Source organism: Pseudomonas sp. Marseille-Q8238 (genome assembly GCF_965111915.1).
In genome coordinates this window covers 145,117-163,292 of sequence record NZ_CBCOPI010000001.1, presented here as the reverse complement: position 1 = coordinate 163,292, position 18,176 = coordinate 145,117, and the positions used below count along the sequence as shown (strand labels likewise).

The 18,176-nt window shown below is 65.0% G+C and carries 14 protein-coding genes; all 14 read right to left on the bottom strand.

The annotated features are described in order from the left end of the window. Window positions 1-3 precede the first annotated feature (3 nt). The 14 genes from ACWPW0_RS00695 to ACWPW0_RS00630 all read right to left on the bottom strand — a co-directional run bounded on the left by ACWPW0_RS00695 (window position 4) and on the right by ACWPW0_RS00630 (window position 17,813). Entirely contained in the window at window positions 4-984 is a 981-nt protein-coding gene (locus tag ACWPW0_RS00695; RefSeq protein ID WP_447588052.1) for an ABC transporter permease, read from the bottom strand. Then, complete coding sequence (locus ACWPW0_RS00690) at window positions 984-2,003, bottom strand: ABC transporter permease (RefSeq protein ID WP_447588050.1); 1,020 nt, start codon at window positions 2,001-2,003, stop codon at window positions 984-986. The genes ACWPW0_RS00695 and ACWPW0_RS00690 overlap by 1 nt, the downstream gene beginning before the upstream one ends. Further along, window positions 2,000-3,508, bottom strand: a complete 1,509-nt coding sequence (locus ACWPW0_RS00685) for a sugar ABC transporter ATP-binding protein (RefSeq protein ID WP_447588049.1) — start codon at window positions 3,506-3,508, stop codon at window positions 2,000-2,002. Before ACWPW0_RS00685 ends, ACWPW0_RS00690 begins: the two co-directional genes overlap by 4 nt. A gap of 147 nt (window positions 3,509-3,655) precedes the next feature. Next, window positions 3,656-3,961 (bottom strand): Dabb family protein, encoded by a 306-nt coding sequence (locus ACWPW0_RS00680; protein ID WP_447588047.1) that lies wholly within the window; start codon window positions 3,959-3,961, stop codon window positions 3,656-3,658. A gap of 42 nt (window positions 3,962-4,003) precedes the next feature. Further along, on the bottom strand, window positions 4,004-4,870 hold the full coding sequence (locus ACWPW0_RS00675; protein WP_447588045.1) for an intradiol ring-cleavage dioxygenase: 867 nt from the start codon (window positions 4,868-4,870) through the stop codon (window positions 4,004-4,006). 235 nt (window positions 4,871-5,105) lie between these two features. Further along, window positions 5,106-6,179, bottom strand: a complete 1,074-nt coding sequence (locus ACWPW0_RS00670) for a maleylacetate reductase (RefSeq protein ID WP_454254123.1) — start codon at window positions 6,177-6,179, stop codon at window positions 5,106-5,108. Window positions 6,180-6,436: 257 nt separating this feature from the next. After that, the gene (locus ACWPW0_RS00665) at window positions 6,437-7,351 is read right to left on the bottom strand and encodes a LysR substrate-binding domain-containing protein (protein ID WP_447588041.1); all 915 of its coding nucleotides are present in this window, start codon (window positions 7,349-7,351) and stop codon (window positions 6,437-6,439) included. Window positions 7,352-7,521: 170 nt separating this feature from the next. Then, a complete protein-coding gene (gene pcaF / locus ACWPW0_RS00660) occupies window positions 7,522-8,727 on the bottom strand; it encodes a 3-oxoadipyl-CoA thiolase (RefSeq protein ID WP_454254122.1) in 1,206 nt (401 codons plus the stop codon). Continuing rightward, window positions 8,724-9,521 (bottom strand): CoA-transferase subunit beta, encoded by a 798-nt coding sequence (locus ACWPW0_RS00655; RefSeq protein ID WP_447588038.1) that lies wholly within the window; start codon window positions 9,519-9,521, stop codon window positions 8,724-8,726. The genes pcaF and ACWPW0_RS00655 overlap by 4 nt, the downstream gene beginning before the upstream one ends. Next, window positions 9,521-10,384 (bottom strand): CoA transferase subunit A, encoded by an 864-nt coding sequence (locus ACWPW0_RS00650; protein ID WP_447588036.1) that lies wholly within the window; start codon window positions 10,382-10,384, stop codon window positions 9,521-9,523. The genes ACWPW0_RS00655 and ACWPW0_RS00650 overlap by 1 nt, the downstream gene beginning before the upstream one ends. Window positions 10,385-10,512: 128 nt before the next feature. Further along, window positions 10,513-11,355 carry an IclR family transcriptional regulator domain-containing protein gene (locus ACWPW0_RS00645; RefSeq protein ID WP_454254121.1) on the bottom strand — a complete coding sequence of 281 codons (843 nt, stop codon included), beginning with the start codon at window positions 11,353-11,355 and terminating at the stop codon, window positions 10,513-10,515. Window positions 11,356-11,729: 374 nt separating this feature from the next. Then, window positions 11,730-14,330, bottom strand: a complete 2,601-nt coding sequence (locus tag ACWPW0_RS00640) for a LuxR C-terminal-related transcriptional regulator (RefSeq protein WP_454256680.1) — start codon at window positions 14,328-14,330, stop codon at window positions 11,730-11,732. A 236-nt stretch (window positions 14,331-14,566) separates the two neighbouring features. Continuing rightward, complete coding sequence (locus tag ACWPW0_RS00635; protein ID WP_454254120.1) at window positions 14,567-15,934, bottom strand: DUF1329 domain-containing protein; 1,368 nt, start codon at window positions 15,932-15,934, stop codon at window positions 14,567-14,569. A gap of 25 nt (window positions 15,935-15,959) precedes the next feature. Then, window positions 15,960-17,813 (bottom strand): DUF1302 domain-containing protein, encoded by a 1,854-nt coding sequence (locus ACWPW0_RS00630; RefSeq protein ID WP_454254119.1) that lies wholly within the window; start codon window positions 17,811-17,813, stop codon window positions 15,960-15,962. Between the last annotated feature and the right edge of the window lie 363 nt (window positions 17,814-18,176).

The following is an 18,176-nucleotide window of genomic DNA, read 5'->3' as shown; positions in this document are numbered from 1 at the left end:
GGATTAGCGGTTACGGATCATTTTCTTCAGCCATTCGCCGAGCTGGCCGTCGAACAGCACCACCAGCAACAGCACCAGGCCGTTGGCAAACAGGATCGTCGCGGCACTGGCGCCGAGCAGGCCCAGGCCGTTGTTCAGGGCGGTGAGGATCAGCACGCCGATCAGCACACCACCGACGCCGCCGATACCACCGGCCAGCGCGATGCCGCCGATGATCGCCGCCGAGGCGGCCTGCAGCAGGATGTTGTTACCCATCGTCGCCGAGGCGGTGGCCAGGCTGATCGACAGCAGCGAGCCGGCCAGGGCGGCGAACACCGACGACAGCACGAACACCCAGGAGTAGGCCCGCGTGGTCGACACACCACTGGCCTTGGCCGCGTGGGCATGGCTGCCGGTGGCGAGGATGTCGCGCCCCTGGCGGGTGTAGCGCAGCAGGCCGAACACCAGCAGGAAGGCGCCGAAGGTGATCAGGCTGCGCACCGAGAACACGCCCAGCAGTTGGTCGTCGAGCAGCGAGCCGGCATCGAAGTTGTCGATGCTGACCACGCGACCGTCTGCCAGCCAGAAGGCGAAGCCGCTCAGGGCGATCATGGTGCCGACGGTGATCACCAGCGACGACAGGCGCAGCCAGGCGAACACCAGGGCATTGAACAGGCCGACCAGCACGGCGAAACCCACAGCCGCCGAAATGCCCAGCCAGAGGTTGTCGCCACCGCCCACCTTGAGGGTGATCAGGCCGCCGACGGCGACCATCGAGCCGACGCTGAGGTCGAACTCGCCGGCCAACATGGTCAGCGACAGGCCCAGGGTAACCAGGCCGAGCAGGGCGAAGGATTGCAGCAGCGCATAGCTGTTGCGGGCACTGCCGAAGTCACTGAGCAGCCCGGCGAACAGCGCCAGGGTGGCCAGCAGCAGGACGATGCGGAACAGACCGGCGTTGCCGCCGATGGCGCGCAGCGGGGCGCGGGAAGACGTCAGGTTCATCACGATTTCCTCAGACCGATAGCCAGGGCACCCAGGATCACGGCGAATATCACCACCAGCCCCTTGACCATGAGTTGAATCTCGAAGGACAGGCCCTTGACCAGCAGGATGTTGCTGACGATGGCCAGGAACAGCGCACCGAAGGCGGCATCGATGATGCGCCCGTGGCCGCCACGGATGGACACGCCACCCACCAGCACCGCGGCGATGGCATCGAAGTCCAGGCCGGCGCCCAGTTTCAGGTTGCCCTGGGTCGCCTGGGAGGCGAACAGGCAGCCCGCCAGCGCGGCAGCGAAACCGGCGAAGACGAAGCTCAGCACCAGGGTACGGCCGATGCGGATACCGGACAGGGTCGCGGTGGTGCGGTTCAGACCGATCAGGCGCAGCTCGCGGCCGAAGCGGGTGCGCTGCACGACGAACTCGGCGAACAGGGCGAAGGCGACGAACAGCAGCAGCTGGTTGGGGATCGAGGCGTAGCTGCCCACGCCGAGCCAGGACGCGTCACCCTGGCCAACGATGGTCAGGCCACCCGAGTAGAGCGCAGCGGCGCCCATCAGGATCGACGACACGGCGATGGTGGCGATGATCGGGTTGACCTTGCCAATGCCGACCACCACACCCTGCACCAGACCGATGACGATACCGGCCGCGGCGACGATCAGCATCGCCGGGAACAGGCCCAGGTGCAGGAACGAGGCGAACACGATGGTCGACAGCGCAGCGGTGGCAGCCATCGACAGCATGAACAGGTTGCCGCTCAGGGTGATGAAGGCCATGCCCACGGCGGCGATGCCGATGGCGGCCACCGAGTACATGATGGCGTTGACGTTGGCGGTGGAACCGAAGTTGTCGATGGACAACCAGGCCCACAGCAGCAGCACCAGGGTCGCGACCTTGATGCCGTTGGCCTGCAGTCGCTCGGGGCGCAACAGCGCGGCGGCGACATCCGAAAGGAAGGGTTTCATGCGAGCGGAGCTCCCTTGGGTGGCGGTCAGGGTGGTGTTGGCGCTGTCGTTCATGCCGCCCTCCCCGATTCGTCGTGACCATGGATGATGTCGTTGAGGATGCTTTCCATGCTGACGTCGGCGATGCCACGGTCATTGACCACGCTGCCGCGGAAGATGGTGACCACGCGATCGGCCAGCTCCAGCACTTCCTCGAAATCAGTGGAGAAGAAGGCGATGGTCAGCCCCTCTGCCGCCATGGCGCGCAGTTGCTCGTAGATTTCCGCACGGGCGCCGATGTCCACGCCGCGCGTTGGCTCGTTGAGCACCAGCAGGCGTGGCGCCAGGGCAGCGGCCTTGGCCATGGCCACCTTCTGCTGGTTGCCACCGCTCAGGTGCGAGACCTGGCTGGGCAGGCGACGCGGGTCGATGGCGAAACGCACGGCCAGGTCACGGGCTTCCTGGGCTTCGGCCTTGGTCTTGAGCAGGCCGCCGACGGTGAAGCGATCCAGCACCGACGCGGTGACGTTGGTGGCCACGCTGGTTTCCAGGAACACGCCTTTGCCGGCACGGTCCTCGGGAACATAGGCCACGCCCTGGGCGATGGCTTTCTTCGGCGAGGCGATATCGGCGGCCTCACCGTCCAGGCGCAGGGTGCCACGGTAGTCGCGCACACCGGCCAGCGCTTCGACGAGGAAGTCGGCGCCGGAGCCGAGCTGACCGACGAAACCGATGATCTGTCCCGGCTGCACGGTGAGGTCCAGCGGGGCAACCACGTTGCCCACCGATACGCCTTCCAGGCTCAGGCGCGGCGTGCCTTCGATGGTCGGCGCGTATTCGCTGGCCTGGCGGCGATGTACGTCGCGGCCGATCATCGCGCGCACCAGTTCCCCGGTGTTCATCTCGCTGGTCGGACGGGTGAGGATGCGCTCGCCGTTGCGGAACACGGTGATGCGGTCGGTCAGCTCGAAGACCTCAGCCAGGCGGTGGCTGATGAAGACCACGGTGGTGCCCTGGTCACGCATCCAGCGCACGGCGTCGAAGACGCGGTGGATCTCGCTGTCGGCCAGGGTCGCCGTGGGTTCGTCGAGCAGCAGTACGCGAGCGCCACGGGCCACGCCACGGGCAATTTCGATCAGTTGCTGCTCGGCCAGGGTCAGTTCGCTGGCGGGCTGGTGCAGGTCGAGGTGACCCAGGCCCAGGCCGTCGATCTGCTTGCGCACGTCGGCTTCGAAGCGGCCGCGCAGGTACAGCGGACGCACGCGTTCGTCGCCCATCAGCACGTTGTCCAGCACCGACAGCCCGGGAATGATCGACAGTTCCTGGTGCACGATGGAGATCAGGCGCGGGTCGGTACGCTTGCCGTAACGCAGGCGCTGGCCGTCGACTTCGACGTGACCGGCGCTGGGCGCGACCAGACCACCGAGGATCTTCACCAGGGTGCTCTTGCCGGCGCCGTTCTCTCCACACAGGCCGTGGATCTCACCGGCACGCAGCTCCAGGTCGACATCGTTGAGCGCAACGATGCCGCCGTAGGTCTTGCGCAGATCGGAAACACTCAAGATGGTCTTGGTGCTCATACAGTGGCTCCTTTCTTATTTTTCCACCGAGCGACGAATCGCTCGGCGAGTACCACGGGTGAACGCAGCGGCGTTCGGGTTAACCCTCCGCAGAGGGCTTGCGTGACTATCGGCGTGGCTCGCCGGTCGCCACTGCGTTCGCAGTGACTAGGCCAGGTAGTCGACCTGATGCCGGGTGATACGCAGTCCATCCAGTTCGGCCCGCACCCGCGCATGCTCGGGGTGCGTGGCGTAGCCTTGCAGGGCCTCGGTGGATTCGAACTCGGAATACAGCACGACATCACAGGCGTATTCGATGCGGCTGAAATCGATACCGATCTCCAGGCTCAGCATTCCGGGAATCAACCCATTGAGGCCTTCGAAGGCACGCTTGAGCAGATCCGCGGTGTCATGTTTTTCCTGCTCGGTGTCACCTTTCAGGTTCCACATGACAATGTGTTTTACGAGGGGCATATCAATATCCAGATAAGGCCTTGTCTCGAAGCGCTGTGCGCTTCAGGCGACGTTCGGGTTGAGGATGAAATCGAAATCGAGGGTGTAGAACGGCACCTCGCTGACCTCGCCACGCGGCGTCGGGCCGGCCTCGTGATGCACCCAGTCGGCGATCAGCGAGGAACGCACGCCGAACACGGCGTCGGAATCGAGGTAGTCGTCACCGTCACGGAACACGTGGGTGACCAGGGTCTGGTAGCCCTCGGCGACAATGCGGAAATGCAGGTGCGCCGGGCGCCACGGATGGCGATTGAGCGCCTGCAGCATCTGGCCGACCGGGCCGTCGTGGGGGATCGGGTAGCACTGCGCGACGATGGAGCGGAAGTGGAAGAAACCGTTCTCGTCGGTCTCCAGCGTGCCACGGCCCTGGAACTCCTGGAGGTCAGGGTTCTGCACGTCGTAGAAGCCTTCTTCGTCGGCCTGCCAGACTTCCATCACGGCATGCGGTACCGGCTTGCCGTCGACGCCACGCACCTGGCCGGCGACGTAGCAGGGCTCGCCCTTCATGCCGTTGCTGATGTCGTCGCCCAGCTCGTAGCGCGGCGAATTGGCCACGTGGAACGGACCGAACACGGTGGCCTCGGTGCAGCCCTTGGGATGCTTGTGGTTCTGCGCAGTCACCAGGGTGGACAGGCCGAGCGTGTCGGACAGCAGGATGAACTCCTGGCGGGTGTCGCTGCAGATCTGGCCAACGCGGGTGAGGAAGTCGATGCCGTATTCCCACTCCTGCTCGGTCAGCTCGATGTCACGGGCAAACGCATGCAGGTGCTGCACCAGGCTGGTCATGATGGTGCGCAGGCGCTGATCGGGCGTCTGTGCATTGCGGGCCAGAACCGCTTGGGTGATGGTTTCTTCGTCGAGATTACGCATCTGGGATTCCTTTTATTTTTATTCGTGCGGCCGTTGTCCGTTTTGCCGGTCGCCGAGTTGAGAACAAATTAGTCCGCATGAAAATGAAAAAAAATGCCGATATCGGAAATGTTCATTTCATATGTGAAAAACCGAAATCCTTCTCGCCTGCTGCGCCAACCCTTGCGCCATGCGGCCGCCAGCCACGCACACCGAGGTGTGCGCGGCCCGCTTCATACGTGTCGTACAGTCCGCCTCAGGCGCGTGGACGGCGCCCGTCGAACGCGTCCTGCAGCAGCTGACGAATACCGTCACGCTCGATCGGACGCGGGTTCCAGTAAGGGTTGGCCAGGGCAATATCGGTCGCCTTGTCCAGGTCGCTCTCGTTGAGGCCCAGCTCACGCAGGGTCAGCGGCGCACCGAGGCGTTCGGCGAGGTCATACAGCGCCGCGCCGGCCAGGCCGTGGCTGACGCCCAGGGCACGGCAGATACGCTGCGCAGCCTCGGGAGCGGCCTCGGCGTTGTAGGCGATGGCATGCGGCAGCACCACGGTGTGCGCTGGCGCGTGAGGCAGGTTGAAGCTGCCGCCCAGGGTGTGACAGAGCTTGTGGTGCAGGGCCATGCCGACATGACCGAGCACGGTGCCGCACAACCAGGCGCCGTACAGGCAATCGGCACGCGCGCCCGGGTCTGCGGCATTCTTCACCACGCGCTCCAGACCTTCGGCCATGGCGCGGATTCCTTCTTCGGCCATCAGCGCCATCACCGGGTTGCCGTCACGCGCATACAGGCCTTCGGCGGCATGGGCGATGGCGTTGATGCCACTGGTCACCGACAGCGACACGGGCAGGCTGTAGGTCAGCTCGGCGTCGTAGATCACGGTTTTCGGCAGGACGCGCGGGTCCTTGCCGGTCTTCTTCAGGCCGTTCTCGGTGATGCCGTAGACCGGGGTCATTTCCGAGCCGGCGTAGGTGGTCGGGATGGCCAGGATCGGCATTCCCGAATCCAGCGCGATGGCCTTGCCCAGGCCGGTGGTGGAACCGCCGCCGATGGCCACGGCGCAATCGGCACCCAGCTCGCGGGCCACGGCGATGGCCGCACGCGCGGTTTCGATCGGTACGTGCATCACGGCCTGGTCGAACACGCCCACGGCCCGCTCACCGAGCAGTTCGGCGATGGCGTTGGCCTGCTCGCGTTGCTCGGGCGTCGACAGCACCAATGCACGCTTGGCACCGAGCTGCTCGATCTCCTGGGTCAGCTGACTCAGAGACCCCACACCGAAGACGACGCGGGATGGCTGGCTGGTATAGATGAAGGCATTGGTGGACACAGGACGAACCTCTTTTCTTATTGAGGGGGAGGTGTCCTACGGTATTACCCCGCAAAAGTGGAAAAAAGCCGACTGCGGGAAAACACTTTTACCCTTTGAGGAAAGGTCTACCCCTCAAACCGGTTCGATATCCCGCAAATCAGGGGAATACCAGGCACCGCGAGCGGCAAGAACAGCCAGTCACCACACCCCAGAGGCGAGCGCCGGCAGCCCCATGAAGCGGAGCACCAGCGCCGTTATCGAGCCTGCGAGCTGCCTTAGCTCGTCCACTTGCGCTCGAAGTCATTGGCCTGGAAGTGCGCCACCAGGAAGTCGATGAACAGGCGCGTCTTGGCCGGCATGTAGCGGCGGTTCTGGAACGCGATGTTGATGGTCAGGCGCGGCAGGTCCCAGTCGCTGAGCACCGGAATCAGGCGCCCGGCAACGATGTCGTCATAGATGATGTACTTCGGCTGGATCAGGATGCCGGCGCCGGAAATCGCCGCCGCCCGCACGATCTGGCCGTCGTTGGTTTCCATCATCGGGTCGATCTTGATCGAGGCGCGCTCATCCTTGCGGGTGAAGTTCAGGGTCAGCGGGTTGTTGGCATGGGTGTAGATCAGCAGGTCATGCTGGTGCAGGTCCTCGATGGTCTTCGGCACGCCGTGGCTGTCGAGGTAACCGGGCGAGGCGGCGAGGATGCGCCGGGTTTCCGCCAGGCGACGGATGGTGATGTTCGAATCCGGTTCGAACTCACGGGTGCGGATGGCCAGGTCGATGCCGCTGTCCATGATGTCGTAGTAACGGTTTTCACCGAGCAGGCGCACGCGGATCTTCGGATAGCGCCGGGTGAACTCGCGCATCAGCGGGGCGATATGGATCATCGCGAAGGAAATCGACGCGGTGATGCACAGGGTGCCGGTCGGCTCGACCAGCGTGGCGTTGAGCGCGGCCTCGGCTTCCTTCAGCTCGGCCAGCACGCTCTTGCAGCGCCGGTAGAACTCTTCACCGGCCTGGGTCAGGGACAAACGACGCGTGTTGCGCTCGATAAGGCGCACATTCAGGCGTTTTTCCAGCGCGGCCAGGTGCCGGCTGGCGGCCGCATTGGAGATGTCGAGGATTTCGGAGGCTTTACTCAGCGTGCCGGATTCGGCGGTCTGGACGAACAGTTCCAGCTCTGTCAGGCGGTCCATCAATGCTCCCGCGCATGTGGTTTCTCAGCACATACTGTAAAGGGAATTCTTTTTGCATGCCCGCCCGGCGGCCGAATGGCAGGTTGCCATCAACCGCAATGCCCATGTTTCGGGGCACACACGTGTACCGATAGAGCGGCGCCGGGTCGGAACCCGGCGCCGTTTTTCACTCAGACGCGCTCGAGCGCCAGCGCCAGACCCTGGCCGACGCCCACGCACATGGTCGCCAGGCCATAGCGCCCGCCGCTCTTTTCCAGCTGATGCACAGCGGTCAGCACCAGGCGGTTGCCGCTCATACCCAGTGGATGGCCGAGGGCGATGGCACCGCCGTTCGGGTTGACCTTGTCGCTGTCATCGGCCAGGCCCAGCTCGCGGGTCACGGCCAGGCCCTGGGCAGCGAACGCCTCGTTCAGCTCGATCACATCGAACTGCTCGATGGACAGCTCCAGGCGCGCCAACAGCTTGCGCACCGCCGGCACCGGACCGACACCCATGACCCGTGGCAGCACGCCGCCGCTGGCCATGCCCAGCACCTTGGCGCGAGGCTTCAGGCCGTATTTCTCCACCGCCTCGGCGCTGGCCAGGATCATCGCCGAAGCGCCGTCATTCAGTCCCGAGGCGTTGCCGGCGGTAACGCTGTGTTCGGCGCCGTTGACCGGTTTGAGCCGCGCCAGGCCTTCGGCGTTGGTGTCGGCACGCGGGTGCTCGTCGGTGTCGACCACCGTCTCACCCTTCTTGCTCCAGATCACCACCGGGACGATCTCTTCGGCGAAGTAACCGGCCTGTTGCGCGGCGGCGGCGCGCTGCTGGCTGCGCAGAGCGAAGGCATCCTGGTCGGCACGGCTGACGCCGTACTCGGTGGCCACGTTGTCGCCGGTGACCGGCATGCTGTCGACGCCGTACTGTTCCTTCATCAACGGGTTGATGAAGCGCCAGCCGAGGGTGGTGTCTTCCAGTTTCTGGGCGCGACCGAAGGCGCTGTCGGCCTTGCCCATGACATAGGGCGCGCGGGTCATGGACTCGGCACCGGCGGCAATCGCCAGCTCCATCTCGCCGCTGGCGATGGCACGGAAGGCGGCGCCGACCGCTTCCATGCCCGAGGCGCACAGGCGGTTGAGGGTCACGCCGGGCACCGTCGCCGGCAGGCCGGCGAGCAGCAGTGCCATGCGTGCGAGGTTGCGGTTGTCCTCGCCGGACTGGTTGGCGCAGCCCATGAACACTTCGTCCACGGCGTTCCAGTCGACCTGCGGGTTGCGCTCGATCAGGGCCTTGAGCGGAATCGCCGCCAGGTCATCGGCACGCACTGCCGAAAGGCCACCGTTGAGCCGGCCGATGGGCGTGCGCACGGCATCGCAAATGAATACCTCGCGGCTCATTCCTCACCCCCTTGCTGGCCGTGGGCTGCCGCGGTACGGGCTTCCAGGGCACGCAGGGCGGCCAGTTCTTCCTCGGTGGGCGCGAGGGTTTCGCCGACGCTCTCGGCGAAGCGGATCGCCCAGCCCGTGGCTGCGACCACCTGCTCGCGGGTCACGCCCGGGTGCAGCGCGGTGACGATGAACTCGTTGCTGCCGGCTTCCGGCTCCATGATGCACAGGTCGGTGATGATGCCGACCGGCCCCTGGCCCGGCAGGCCCAGGCGCTTGCGATGATCGCCGCCCTCGCCATGGCCGACCGAGGTGACGAAGGCCAGCTTGTCGACGAAGGTGCGGTGCGACTGCTTGAGGATGATCAGCACCTGCTTGGCGCTGCCGGCGATTTCCGGCGCGCCACCGGCACCCGGCAGGCGGACTTTGGGCGCGTGGTAGTCACCGATCACCGTGGTGTTGATGTTGCCGAATTTGTCGACCTGCGCCGCGCCGAGGAAGCCGACGTCGATGCGCCCGCCCTGCAGCCAGTAGCGGAAGATCTCGCCGGTCGGCACCACGGTGTCGGCGGTCTCGGCCAGCTCGCCGTCGCCGATGGACAGCGGCAGCACGGTCGGCTTGGCGCCGATGGGGCCGGACTCGTAGATCAGCACCACGTCTGGCGACGAGGTCAGGCGCGCCAGGTTGGCAGCCTTGGATGGCAGGCCGATGCCGACGAAGCAGACGGCGCCGTTCTTCAGGCGACGGGCAGCCGCCACGGTCATCATTTCATTGGTGGTGTAAGGGGTGGTGGAGTGCGTGCTCATCACTTGGCCTCCGCAGTCTTGGCTTGGGCGATCTTGTCCTGGAACTCGCTGAAATCACGGGTGCCACGGATGTATTCGTCGATCCAGGCGGTGAAGGTTTCGCGGTCACGGGCGATCGGGTCCCAGGCCTGGTAGAAGCGGTTGTCGCGCTCGTAGTAACCGTGGGCGTAGGACGGGTGGGCGCCGCCCGGTACATGGCAGACCGCTGTCAGGGCCCAGGTCGGCAGGACGCAGGCGTTCATCGGCGCATTGAGGTCGTCGACGATTTCTTCCACGGTGACGATGCAGCGCTTGGCCGCCAGGGCCGCTTCCTTCTGCACACCAAGGATGCCCCACAGCAGTACGTTGCCCTTGCGGTCGGCCTTCTGCGCGTGGATCACGGTGACGTCCGGGCGCACCGAGGGCACGGCGGCCAGCACTTCGCCGGTGAACGGGCAGGTGACGGTCTTGATCAGCGGGTTGACCTTGGGCAGGTCGGAACCGGCGTAGGCACGCAGCACCGCGAACGGCAGCCCGGAGGCGCCGGCGACGTAGGAGTTGGCCAGGTCGGCGTGGCTGTGTTCCTCGATTTCCAGCGGCTGCGGCCACTGCTTTTCCACCGCGTCGCGCAGGCGATGCAGCGAGCCGACGCCAGGGTTGCCGCCCCAGGAGAAGACCAGCTTCTTCGCACAACCGGCGCCGATCAACAGGTCGTAGACTAGGTCCGGGGTCATGCGTACCAGGGTCAGGTCTTTCTTGCCCTGGCGGATCAGCTCGTGGGAGGCCGCAGTGGGGATCAGGTGGGTGAAGCCCTCGAGGGCAACGGTGTCGCCATCGTGGATGAAGCGGGCCACCGCTTCGCGAAGGGTCAGGAGTTCAGCCATGGTGGTTCTCGTCTGCTGGTCATGCGCGCACGGCGCCGTTGCACAGACAGTAATCAGCGAGGACTCACCAAACAATCCGATAATCGACTATCCGTTCGATAATCGAACAACACCCATCGACCTCATGCTCAGGCGAACAAGCGGCTACTGAGGTCGCGGCTGGCCTCCAGCAAGGCAGGCAGGAAGCGTACTTCCAGCTCCTGGCGGCTGATGCGCCCGACGTGGGTGCCGACGTTCAGCGCCGCCAGCACCTGGCCGGCTGGGTCGCACACCGGCACCGCCACCGAGCGCAGGCCGACTTCCAGCTCCTGGTCGATGATCACCCAGCCCTGCTGACGGATCTCGGCGATGCTCTCGCGCAGGCCTTCCGGGGTGCACACGGTGCGCCGGGTCTTCACCTGCAGGTCGGCGCTGGCCAGGTAGTCGTCCACCGCCGCGTCATCGAGGCCGGCGAGCAGGATGCGGCCCATGGATGTGCAGTAGGCCGGCAGGCGGCTGCCAACGCTGAGGTCCACCGAGATCAGCCGTTGTGGCGTGGCCGAGCGGGCGATGTAGAGAATCTCGTCACCTTCCAGGGTGGCGATGGAACAGGCCTCGTGCAGGTGCTCGCTGAGGCGGTCGAGGATCGGTTGCGCAGTAACGCCCAGTGGCGTCGACGACAGGTAGGCGTGGCCGAGGGTCAACACCTTGGGCAGCAACGAGTAAGTGCGCCCGTCGCTCATCACGTAGCCGAGCTTCATCAGGGTATGCAGGCAACGGCGCACCGCCGCGCGGGGAATTTCCGTGCGGTGGCTGATCTGCGCAATGGTCAGGTGGCGTTTGCGCTCCTGGAAGGCATGGATCACCGCCAGGCCACGGGCCAGGGAGGTCATGAAGTCAGGATCGCCGGTCAGCGCCTGGATGCGCTTGGCAGGCGAGGCAATGATCGGCGGCACCAGCGGTGGCGCGCTTGTACGCGAATCGTCGGTCATGACGGTTATTCCTGGACAAGTGGAATGGCCGATTATCGAACCGAAGTTCGATAATCGCAATTGACTCGTTTCAGGCCAGCTCCTACCGTGCCCACACCGGCTAGCACATCTGCGTGCCGCAGCGGTTCGCCCCACAAGGTCGAGCGGCTTCTTCGCCCCGCACCAGATGCCCACCCGCGCTATCCGCGCGGATCGGGCCTGGTTTGGCAGCCCCCCCTTTTGCCCCGGGCCAAGACGCAGTTCCGCGCAGTCGGATTCATCTGTTTTGCACCACGATGCGCTCCAATTACCCCGCCGCTGGCGGGGATTTTTTTGCGCGATGCCGAGTGATGTGCCGCTTCAGGTTCGCGCAACGCACCCTGCCAGATCGTTTCTCAGGCCATCCAGCCCAGGGCCTTGGCACGCGCCACAGCCTGGGTGCGACGCTCGACACCCAGCTTGACGTTGATTCGCCGCGCATGGGTCTTCACCGTGTGCAACGAGATGTACAACTGCTCGGCCACCTGCTGGTTGGAGTAGCCCTGGCCGATCAGTTCGAGCACCGCCAGCTCCCGCCGGCTCAAGAGCGAATCGCTGCCCCGGGCCTCGCTGCCAGGCTCGTGCGCCCCCTCGAACAGGCGCTGCCAGCAGGCGTCATGGCGATGCTGCTCGGACCAGCGCGAATGGCGCGTGGCGAACACTTGCAAAGGACGCAGCAGGTGCGGATCAGCGGCCTGGTGGAGGGCCTGCAGCAACAGGCGGTCGGCCTGTTCCGTCTGCTCGCTCAACAGGTGGGCCTCGACCAAGCCCAGCAAGCAGTCGACGACCAGGGTGACATTGCCGGCGCCCTGGCATTCGGCAAGCAGCGCCTGCAAGGTCTCGATCGCCTCAGCCACCTCGCCACGCTGCACATCCACCAGCGCCAGGGCGAGTTGCGCGCGCAGTTCGAGGTCATAGAAACCGGAAGGCGCCAGCAGGTCGTTCTGCTGCAGCCGTTGGCGAACCAGGAGGAATTGCTGGCGCGCCTTTTCCACATCGCCCTGACGCAACCAAAGCATGCCCGCCGCCAGTTGCAGCACACCGCGATAACGCACTTCCGGTACCCGCTGCCATTGCATCTGGCGTTCGGCCTGGCGCAACAGCAACTGCGCGGCGGCGTAATCGCCACGCGCGGAGGCCAGCTCGGCAAGCCCCTGATAGCCGAACAGCACGTAGGCATCCTCGCAGCTTTCCGCCTCCTGCAAACCGGCACGCAGCACCTCTTCGGCGCTCGCATCACCGCGTGCACCCAGCAGGCTGCCACGCAGCAACAGCAGGCGCGCGAACACCGGCCCGCGCATACCGATGCGTTGCAGGTGCTGCAACGACTGCTCCACCTGCTCCATGGCCCGCTCGCCTTCGCCGAGCATGTTCAGCAGGTGCGCCCGGTCGACACTGAGCAGCGCTTCGAAAGGCACACTGCCCGTCTCGCGGGCCATCTTCAGGCCTTCATGGCTGTAGTGCTGGGCCGCTGGCAGATCGCTCTCGGCCATGGCCTGCTGGGACAGGGCCTGGAAACACAAGACCCGCTGCGACCAGGCTGTCGGTGCCAGCACGTCGAGCGCTTCGAGGCAATGCTGGCGGGCGCTGCGCAGGCCGCGCTGACGGTGCAGAACACCCTGGATCGCCTGGTACTGGGCCAGCCACTGGCGCTGGCGGCGCTCGTCGGGTTGCGGCAGGAAACGCGCGAGGTCGGCCACGCAACCATCCACCTCATCGAGGCGCGTGCAGATGATCAGCCCCCAGGCCGACAGGGTGATCAACCGTGGCGTGCTGGCGAACAGACTGGCCGGTAGCTCCTGCCGCCACTGCAGGAATTGCGCGACGCTATGGCCGATCAGCAACTGCTCCTGGCCGTACTGCTGGAGGAAGTTGGCCGCGACCTCCGGCTGCTCCGCACACAGCGCATGCTCGACAGCCTCACGCACCTCGCCACGCTTGGCGAACCACTGGCAGGCGCGCACGTGTGCCTGCAAGGGCGGCTGACTGTGTGCACGCCGACGCAGCATCGACGCCAGCGGACGCCACAGGCGGAACCATTCGCCGCAACTGTCGAGGCCGTGCAGAAACAGTTGCCGCTCGCGCAGCTCGTCGAGCGGCCGCGCGCCGCCTTCGTCTTCCAGCAGGTGCTCGCACAGGTCGGCGGAAAAACGCGGGAAATGCGCCAGCACCAGCAGCGCGCGCTTGAGTGCTCCCGGCAGGCCGATCAACACTTCGCGCTCGATGTATTCCTGCAACAGGGCGGTGCCGGACGCCAGGCGCTCGGCCAGGTTCTGCGGCGTGCCATGGATCAGCAGCAGGCACACGCCGGCCAGCCAACCTTCGCTGTGGTGCAGCAGTTGCGCGCTGAGTTCGGCAGGCAGGTCGAGCTGGCGCTGTTGCAGCAGGTGCGCCAGCTCCTGTTCATCGAGTGCCAGGTCATGGCCATCGAGTTCCTGCAGGTCGCCTTGCAGGAGCAAACGGGGCAGGTTCCAGGCCGGACGCCGGCGCCCGTTGATCCACCAGCGCAAGGTGTGCGGCGCGCGTTCGAGCAGGCGGTCGAGACAGCTGTCGAGTTCGACGCAGGCCTGGCGTGGATAGTCGTCGAGGAAGATCCACAGCGGTTGTTCGACACGGCTGATCAGGTTGCCCAGTTCCTGGCAGGGATCGCCCTCGCCCGGCTGTATGTGCAGCGCGAGCGCCAGGCGCGCGAGCAATTCGGCGGGAGTCAGGGCATGACCGAGCAGGTCCAGCCAGACCAGGCGCGTGCCAGGGGGAATGTGCCGGGCACACTCGTTGAGCAGCACGCTCTTGCCAAAGCCGGCCGGGGCGCAGATCAGGGTCAGGCGCGCATCGCTGGCGAGCAGGTTGCGCAGCAGGCGCGGGCGGGCGATATGCGCTGCGGGCAAACGCGGCAGTGCCGTATCCGGCAGCGCGGGGCGCACAGGCGCCGGGAGGACACGCACCTGGTCGGGCATGGTCATAAGCCTCGGCTGGGTACTCGCGCGCAGGGCGCCAGCACCGTTAATTATTGTTATGGGTGGCGATCTTACCGAAGATTGCCCGGCCTTCGGTCGTGCAGCAGAAAAATGCGCAAGCCGTTTTCCACCTCTTGCAACGACGCTTCGAAGGGTAGCCGCCCTGCTTGGCAGGCTGCAAAAAAAGGCGACCACTGGGGTCGCCTCGCAAGGAGCAATGCAGCTTCGTTAACGACTCAGCGCACGCCAGCGCTACGCAATGCCGCCGGGGTGTAGTCGATGGTCGAGGCCTTGATGCCGTACTCGATCGAGCGCTTCTCTTCGTTCTTCATGCCGATCGCCAGGTAACGGCCGACGATCACGTCATACAGCGCTTCGAAGGAGTAGATCGGCGTCTGCACCGCGTAGTTCTGCAGCAGCATGGCCTGGCCCACACGCCACAACTGACCACGGCCGTCGTAGTGCTCGGACACGGCGATCTGCCAGGTGTCTTCGTCGATGAAGAAGCGGCGCTTGCCGTAGATGTTGCGCTCGCCGGCCTTCAGCGTCGCCTCGACTTCCCAGACACGGTGCAGCTCGTAGCGCGCCAGGTCCTGGTTGGTGTGCCCGGCCTGGAGGATGTCCTTGTACTTCACGTTGGGCGAGTCGAGCTTGTAGTTGTTGTAGGGAATGTACAGCTCGCGCTTGCCGACCAGCTTCCAGTCGTAGCGGTTGGGCGCGCCGTTGTACATGTCGAAGTTGTCCGAGGTACGCAAGCCATCGGCCGCGGTGCCCGGACCGTCATAGGAGACCTGCGGCGCACGACGTACACGACGCTGACCGGCGTTGTACAGCCAGGCCATGCGCGGCTCGGCGATCTGGTCGAGCGAGTCGTGTACCAGCAGCACGTTACCAGCCAGGCGCGACGGCGCGGTGACCCGCTGCTTGAAGAACAGCAGGGCGTTCTCGGCCTTCTTCGCCGGCAGGTCGGGCATGCCGCCCGGCATCGCCACTTCGTCCTCGAAGTGCACCAGGGTGTAGGAACCGTTGGTCTGCGGTGTGGCCTGCACGATGCTGCGGCGCAGGTTGCCACCGCGGTAACGGGTGATGTGGTTCCACACCACCTCCAGACCGTTCTGCGGAATCGGGAAGGCGTAGTAGCGGCTGTCGGTGAAGTTCTTCAGGCCGTTGCCACCCTCGACCAGCGTGGTGTTCAGCGCACTGCGCTTGGCCGCCTCATTGATTTCCTGCGGCACGGCGGCGGTACGGTGGCTCGTGTAGACCGGCATCTTGTAGGTGTCGCTATAGCGTTTGAACATCGCCAGCTGACCCTCGGAGAGGTGCTCCTTGTACTGGTCGAGGTTCTGCGCGGTGATGATGAACAGCGGCTGTTCATTGGCGAATGGATCGGCCAGGAAGCCGCGCTCGTCCACGGCGGCGGCATCCTTGGCCAGGCCACCGGTCCAGGCCGGGATGGTGCCGGCGGCGTTGCCGGCTTTTTCCCCGCCCAGCGGCGTGAGGCTGGTGCCGAGCTTTTCCGCTTCCTGCGGCGAGACGGCCGCCATCACGCTGCCGGCCAGCAGCGACAGGGTGAGTGTGGTGATCAGGTGCATTGTTGTTTTCATGATTCGCTGAATCCCCGGATCGGTCTTAGAAGTTCACGCCGAAACTGAGGGCGATGAAGTCGCGGTCAGTCAGGGTGTTGAAGTCGCCGCCGAAGAAGTCGGTGTACGACAGGCTGGCGGTGTAGGTGTTGCGGTACTCGGCATCGACACCGATGCTGATGGCCTTGGAGCCTTCGTTGAACACCGGCCCGTAGCCATCCACGTCATGCGACCAGGACAGGTTGGGCTTGAGGTTCACCCCGGCGATCACGTTGTTGTAATCGAGGATGCCGCGGGCGCGATAACCCCAGGAGCTGGCGGTGTAGAAGCCGTTGTAGCCATACGCCTGCGCCGCCTGCACGTTCGATGCGGCGGTGCCATACGGCGAGCCGTAGATCGAGTCACGGCCGTAGCGCACGTCGTTCTGGCTCTCCAGGCCGCCGATACGGGTGTAGGCGGCTTCGCCCACCAGGGTCAGGCGACTGGCGCCCAGCACCTGATCGAAGAAGTGGGTGAAGGTGGTCTGCAGTTGGGTGACTTCCTTGCGGTTGTAGCCACGCAGGTCCTGGTTGGCTTCACCCATCGCCGCGCCGACGCCCGCCGCACCGCCGCCCGCACCGGCAAAAGCGCCGGCCGGCACGGTCGCCAGTTTTGCGGTCATGTCGGTGCCGTTGATCTGCAGCGGCAGGTTCGGTCGGTAACTGACTTCACCCGACCAGGCCGTGCCGGTGGGCAGCACGGTGGAGAAGCTCAGGCCATAGAGCTGGATGTCTTCCGGGTATTCGAGGAAGTAGTTGCCGCGACCGAGCATGATCGGTTGGGCGAACGCGCCACCCAGCGACGCGAAGGCCGACTGGATAGCCGCGGCGCTCGCGGTATGCATGCTGACGTTGGGCGTACGGCTGTGGTAATTCAGGAAGTAGGCGGCGTATTCGGTTTCGTCACCGAGCCAGCGCAGTGCGGCGCCCCACTGGCCGGAATCACGCGCATCGCGATCCCCGCCGCGCGGCACCACCAAGCCTTCTGGCGTAATCGTTACACCGTCCAGGGCCGCTTGCGCCGCCGCACCACCCGCCGCGGGCGCGCCCGCCTTGGCAGCCAGCAAACCACCGACGGTGGCCGCATCGAGAATGGTGTAGTTGGCATTACAACCATCGGCCAGCACGTCGGCCGAGGCGAAGAACGTGCCGCAGTTGTCGACGATGGTCTGGTCCCACTCCAGCTGGTAGAACGCTTCAGCGGACAGGTTCTCGGTCAGGCTCTGCGAGACGTAGAACATGTTGACCGGAATCAGACCTTCCTTGATTTCGGCACCAGGACGTCGGAACGCCGCCGCATCAATAGGGTTGATCGAGTTGATGCTGTTGCCGATGAAGGTGCTTTCGCCCCAGCTGACCACCTGTTTGCCAACCCGAACCGTGCCTGGGCGGCCGGCGATGTCGTAGTTGTGGTAGAGGAAAGCATCGAGGATCTGCGCCCCCGATGACTTGGCGCCTTCCTTGCGGTTGTGGTCGCTGATGTCCTTGAACTCGCGGCCTTCATCTTTCAGTTCGAAGTCATACCAGTACTTGCCACGGACGAATATGCCGGTGTCCTGGTATTTCAGTTCGAGGTCATGAATGCCCTTAAAGATCTTCGAGAAGGTCTCGCCACGCTTGAAGTTGAGACGGCCATCGTCACCCGTCTGGGTGAACCCGGTGCCGCCATTGGCGTTGCCGATCAGGTCCTTGTCGGCCTTGGCGGTGGACCAGCTGGCCCCGACCGAAAGGGCCGAGTCGAACTGACCTTCGATTTCCCCGATGTTGAACGTCACCGCCTGTGCCTGGGCGCTGAAGCCCAGTGCAATCGCGATGGCCAGAGTCTTGGGCTGGAATGTTCCGGGCCTTCTTGTTGTTGTCATGCGGCTCTCCTGGTTGTGTGAAACAGCGAGAACCCTACGCAGCGGATGACAGGCGGATAAGCGCCCGAAGGAAGGATTCGGCGTATCACCCGAAAGGATGAAAGCCCTTGGCAGACAGGCCCTGAGACGCCCAGCAGAGAACTGAATGACGCCACATCAATGCGCCGGCGGGTGAAGTGCCGGGGGATGACAGGATGGGCGCAAGGAAGAGTGAACCAGAAGTGTGTTGGGACGCCTTGGCCCCAGGACGTATCGCAGGCATGACCAGCGCCCGCGAACTGGCCATTCAGTGGACTATCACTATGAAAAAGCCCCGCATGAGCGGGGCTGTGTTGGATCGTTCCCACGCTCTGCGTGGGAATG

What these genes read in the sequence shown, in the direction of transcription:
- ACWPW0_RS00695 (WP_447588052.1), bottom strand. Translation starts at nt 984, where the DNA reads ATGAACCTGACGTCTTCCCGCGCCCCGCTGCGCGCCATCGGCGGCAAC.
- ACWPW0_RS00690 (WP_447588050.1), bottom strand. Translation starts at nt 2,003, where the DNA reads ATGAACGACAGCGCCAACACCACCCTGACCGCCACCCAAGGGAGCTCC.
- ACWPW0_RS00685 (WP_447588049.1), bottom strand. Translation starts at nt 3,508, where the DNA reads ATGAGCACCAAGACCATCTTGAGTGTTTCCGATCTGCGCAAGACCTAC.
- ACWPW0_RS00680 (WP_447588047.1), bottom strand. Translation starts at nt 3,961, where the DNA reads ATGCCCCTCGTAAAACACATTGTCATGTGGAACCTGAAAGGTGACACC.
- ACWPW0_RS00675 (WP_447588045.1), bottom strand. Translation starts at nt 4,870, where the DNA reads ATGCGTAATCTCGACGAAGAAACCATCACCCAAGCGGTTCTGGCCCGC.
- ACWPW0_RS00665 (WP_447588041.1), bottom strand. Translation starts at nt 7,351, where the DNA reads ATGGACCGCCTGACAGAGCTGGAACTGTTCGTCCAGACCGCCGAATCC.
- pcaF (WP_454254122.1), bottom strand. Translation starts at nt 8,727, where the DNA reads ATGAGCCGCGAGGTATTCATTTGCGATGCCGTGCGCACGCCCATCGGC.
- ACWPW0_RS00655 (WP_447588038.1), bottom strand. Translation starts at nt 9,521, where the DNA reads ATGAGCACGCACTCCACCACCCCTTACACCACCAATGAAATGATGACC.
- ACWPW0_RS00650 (WP_447588036.1), bottom strand. Translation starts at nt 10,384, where the DNA reads ATGGCTGAACTCCTGACCCTTCGCGAAGCGGTGGCCCGCTTCATCCAC.
- ACWPW0_RS00645 (WP_454254121.1), bottom strand. Translation starts at nt 11,355, where the DNA reads ATGACCGACGATTCGCGTACAAGCGCGCCACCGCTGGTGCCGCCGATC.
- ACWPW0_RS00640 (WP_454256680.1), bottom strand. Translation starts at nt 14,330, where the DNA reads ATGCCCGACCAGGTGCGTGTCCTCCCGGCGCCTGTGCGCCCCGCGCTG.
- ACWPW0_RS00635 (WP_454254120.1), bottom strand. Translation starts at nt 15,934, where the DNA reads ATGAAAACAACAATGCACCTGATCACCACACTCACCCTGTCGCTGCTG.
- ACWPW0_RS00630 (WP_454254119.1), bottom strand. Translation starts at nt 17,813, where the DNA reads ATGACAACAACAAGAAGGCCCGGAACATTCCAGCCCAAGACTCTGGCC.